Source organism: Yersinia sp. Marseille-Q3913, assembly GCF_963892745.1.
In the GTDB taxonomy this organism is placed as follows: domain Bacteria; phylum Pseudomonadota; class Gammaproteobacteria; order Enterobacterales; family Enterobacteriaceae; genus Yersinia; species Yersinia bercovieri.
The window spans coordinates 1-2998 of sequence record NZ_CAWQAF010000051.1 but is presented as its reverse complement, the minus strand read 5'-3'; the positions used below and the strand labels follow the sequence as shown (position 1 = coordinate 2998).

The following is a 2998-nucleotide window of genomic DNA, read 5'->3' as shown; positions in this document are numbered from 1 at the left end:
ACAATAGAAGCCCTTGGGTTGTCGATATCTTTGGCGGGGGTAGTGCGGGGGAAGGGCGGAGCAGCTAAAGCTATGACCCCTACTAGTAATTGGGGGGATTTTCTTCGCACTGAGAAGGTAATTCAGCAGTCAGCAGTAATGAAACAGCAAATTATTGACATCAGAGCCAATTTACCTTCTGGCTTAAAGCGAGAAGGTAATGTTGCCGTTGCTCACGTTAATATTGATGGCTTACCTCTCCGAGTATCAGCCCACAGCCGAATTGATACGCCAACTCTTTCACAGGTAGCTCAAGGCATTGTGGGTAAAAGCAGTGGGATATTTTCTACTCAAACCTTGCCAAGTAAAACAGGGGCAATGATTCCCAGAGCTACAGACTCAGAAGCAAAAATTTTAGACAGTATCGCTAAACAACTTGGAAACAAAATGACTACCACTGGGACTGTAAATATCTTCACTGAACGTCCTGCATGTGTAAGTTGTCTTGGTGTTGTCGAGCAATTCAAAGCTAAATATCCAAATATTCAGGTGAACGTCTTAGATAACAATGGGGTTGTATTAAGACCTCTGAGGAAAAACTGATGGAAAATAGAGTTGTATACTCGGAAATAAAAACATGGTTGTTAGAATCCTTTTTTAACAGTTGTAGGGACCGCAGAGGCAATAAAGATGGCTGGACACATGAATCAATAGTTGCTGATATTTATGATGGGTATACCTCAAGCTTTGATTATCCTATTGAATATCTGATGCTTGAGGTGGTAGCACTAGTATTAGTTGGTGGCTGGTATCCATCTCAGGTTGAATTCCATCAAAATAAGATCGCTAAGTTATTAACAGAAAATAGCTTTGATAATTTGTTATCTACAGTTCCAGATGATGAGGCTGAAGAACTGAAGCTCGATATGAGAATATTAAAACTTATATAATCAAGGTCTTTCCTAACCCAGCAGACGTCACCATTTCATGGTGGCGGCTGCTCACGACCAAATCTTAAAACTCGTGAAAGTATCATCATACTCTAGCGGGTCAATCCATCATTAGCGCCAGCCTGAACACCGCCATTAATGGTGGCAGCTTTAAAGATAATCTGGCCACGGCATTACTAACCAGTGTGGGGTCTCAGTTGCATGCTGAGGGCGCTAATTTAATCGGCAATAATGGCGAAGTATTAGGCGTGTCGGGAAAAGCCTTGAGCCATGCGCTGGTTGCTGGCGTTGCCGCTGAAATCGGCGGCGGTAATGTCAAAGGTGCCGCCGCAGGCGCACTGGCCGCCGAGCTGGCCGGAGTGGTGATGGGGGAGAATATCATCGGCCCGCAGGAGTGGCAGGCTAAATATGAGCGTCAGGCCCAGTTAACCCGCTTCTTCGGTGGTGTGGTGGGGGCGGTCTTTACCGGGAAATCAGCAGGTGCCTACAGTGGTGCCAATGCCGCCGAAACCACCTTCCGCTACAACTACCTCAGCCACCATCAACAAAAACTGATGGAAGCCGAAATGGCGGCTGCGGCAACACTGGCAGATAAGGGGAGAGTCTTTATTGACTGGGGGCTGACCAGCGCGACCCAGGATGGCGCTTTTGCCGCCGGGATTGTTGTGGGTGTACCGGAGGGAGTGCATGACAGTGCAATAGGGTTGCTGGGAGTGCTAAAAGAGCCACGGCAAGCTATAGCAGCACTGAGAGCGCTGATTAGCAGCGATGATGTTATTGGCACGGTGGCGCAGAGTGTCAAGCAAGAGTGGCTGGCACGGATTAATAGCATGGAGGCGAATTATCAGCGGGCCGGAACCCGTGGCGCCTATGCCTCGGGTGTTGAAGCGGGTAAACTGCTGTTTGAGTTTGGCGGCTACGCTGTTGGTGTTGGCGGGTTAGCGAAGGGCGGGATGCGCTTTTCCAGCAAGCAGGTTGATAAGTTTAGAGTTAAAGGGACGGCCAATCAATTTGTCGATGGCAAATGGCTTGATCCGAATGGATTGCCTCTACCTATCCCTCCAAGTATTGGGGCTGCTGGTCGAGTATCCACTGTATTACAAACAGGCGGCAATACTTTAAATAAAAGTACTGCAAATACATTGAATGTTCGACTTGGTGAGAATCTGACGAGTCGTGAATGGGGTCGTGCTCTTGAATCGCTGAAAAAAGATAATGGATTAAGAAATGATTTCCATGGCCGCATTTTGGACAATGGCGACTATATTGATAATGCTGGAAAGATTATTGGAAATATTGGGGATTTTTTACCATGAATACGATTCGTTCTAGGGTTACTCCGGTATCGAGTAATTATCCAACCTGTTCCGAGTGCTATGCTCAATTATTAATTTATCCAGGAACGATGCATCCTGATGTTGTTAGCCAGCAACTAAAAGTTGAACCTACACAAAAAAATATTATTGGAGCAACCATAACTAATAGCCGTGGAAAAACCAGAGAGGTTAAGTTATCCAGTTGGTTTTTATCTTCGGAGCTACATGTAGCATCAAAAGATTTAAGAGATCATCTTGATTGGTTGTTGAACAAGATAAGCCCAGCTAAAAATGCACTGAAGCAACTGCAATGTACTGAGGGTATTACTATGACACTGTGTTGCGTATGGCGTTCTAAATGTGGGCATAGTGGTCCAGTATTGTGGCCAGAGCAAATGAGAGTGATAGCTGACTTAGATCTAGAATGTTCTTTTGATATATATTTTGATTCTGATGAACGAACATTACCTTGTTCTGATTGAAAGAGAAGGGTAATCGACTTATAGGTGGGGTGTCCTTCCCCACCTATTTTTTTAGGGATATAATTTGGTGCGCAAGGACTAGCGCTGGACCACCCGCAAATCGTATGGGCGGAAAAAGTCGCGCAGCGGGTCGCGGGTCAATCTCTCCTCAGTTCCAGCCTCAATACCGGTATTAATGGCGGCAGTTTTAAAGATAATCTGACCCTCGCACTCCTTGCCAATATTGGCGGCCAGCTCCATGCCGAAGGGGCCAATCTGATTGGCAACAACG

Annotated in this window: 3 protein-coding genes and 2 pseudogenes; all 5 read left to right on the top strand. The window is 46.1% G+C overall.

Going from position 1 to position 2998, the window contains the following annotated elements:
* The coding region (locus tag AACW11_RS16215; RefSeq protein WP_283051541.1) for a deaminase domain-containing protein at nt 1-582 on the top strand (582 nt) is incomplete at its 5' end.
* Nucleotides 582-929 (top strand): hypothetical protein, encoded by a 348-nt coding sequence (locus AACW11_RS16210; protein ID WP_032898331.1) that lies wholly within the window; start codon nt 582-584, stop codon nt 927-929. The genes AACW11_RS16215 and AACW11_RS16210, both read left to right, overlap by 1 nt.
* Before the next feature lie 92 nt (nt 930-1021).
* A pseudogene (locus AACW11_RS20880) lies at nt 1022-2245 on the top strand (DUF637 domain-containing protein); the annotation flags it as partial.
* Entirely contained in the window at nt 2242-2727 is a 486-nt protein-coding gene (locus tag AACW11_RS16200; protein WP_072080214.1) for a DUF4279 domain-containing protein, read from the top strand. The pseudogene AACW11_RS20880 and the gene AACW11_RS16200, both read left to right, overlap by 4 nt.
* Nucleotides 2728-2841: 114 nt before the next feature.
* A pseudogene (locus AACW11_RS16195) lies at nt 2842-2998 on the top strand (DUF637 domain-containing protein); the annotation flags it as partial.

Coding starts and splice junctions, on each gene's coding strand:
- AACW11_RS16210 (WP_032898331.1), top strand. CDS start 582: ATGGAAAATAGAGTTGTATACTCGGAAATAAAAACATGGTTGTTAGAA.
- AACW11_RS16200 (WP_072080214.1), top strand. CDS start 2,242: ATGAATACGATTCGTTCTAGGGTTACTCCGGTATCGAGTAATTATCCA.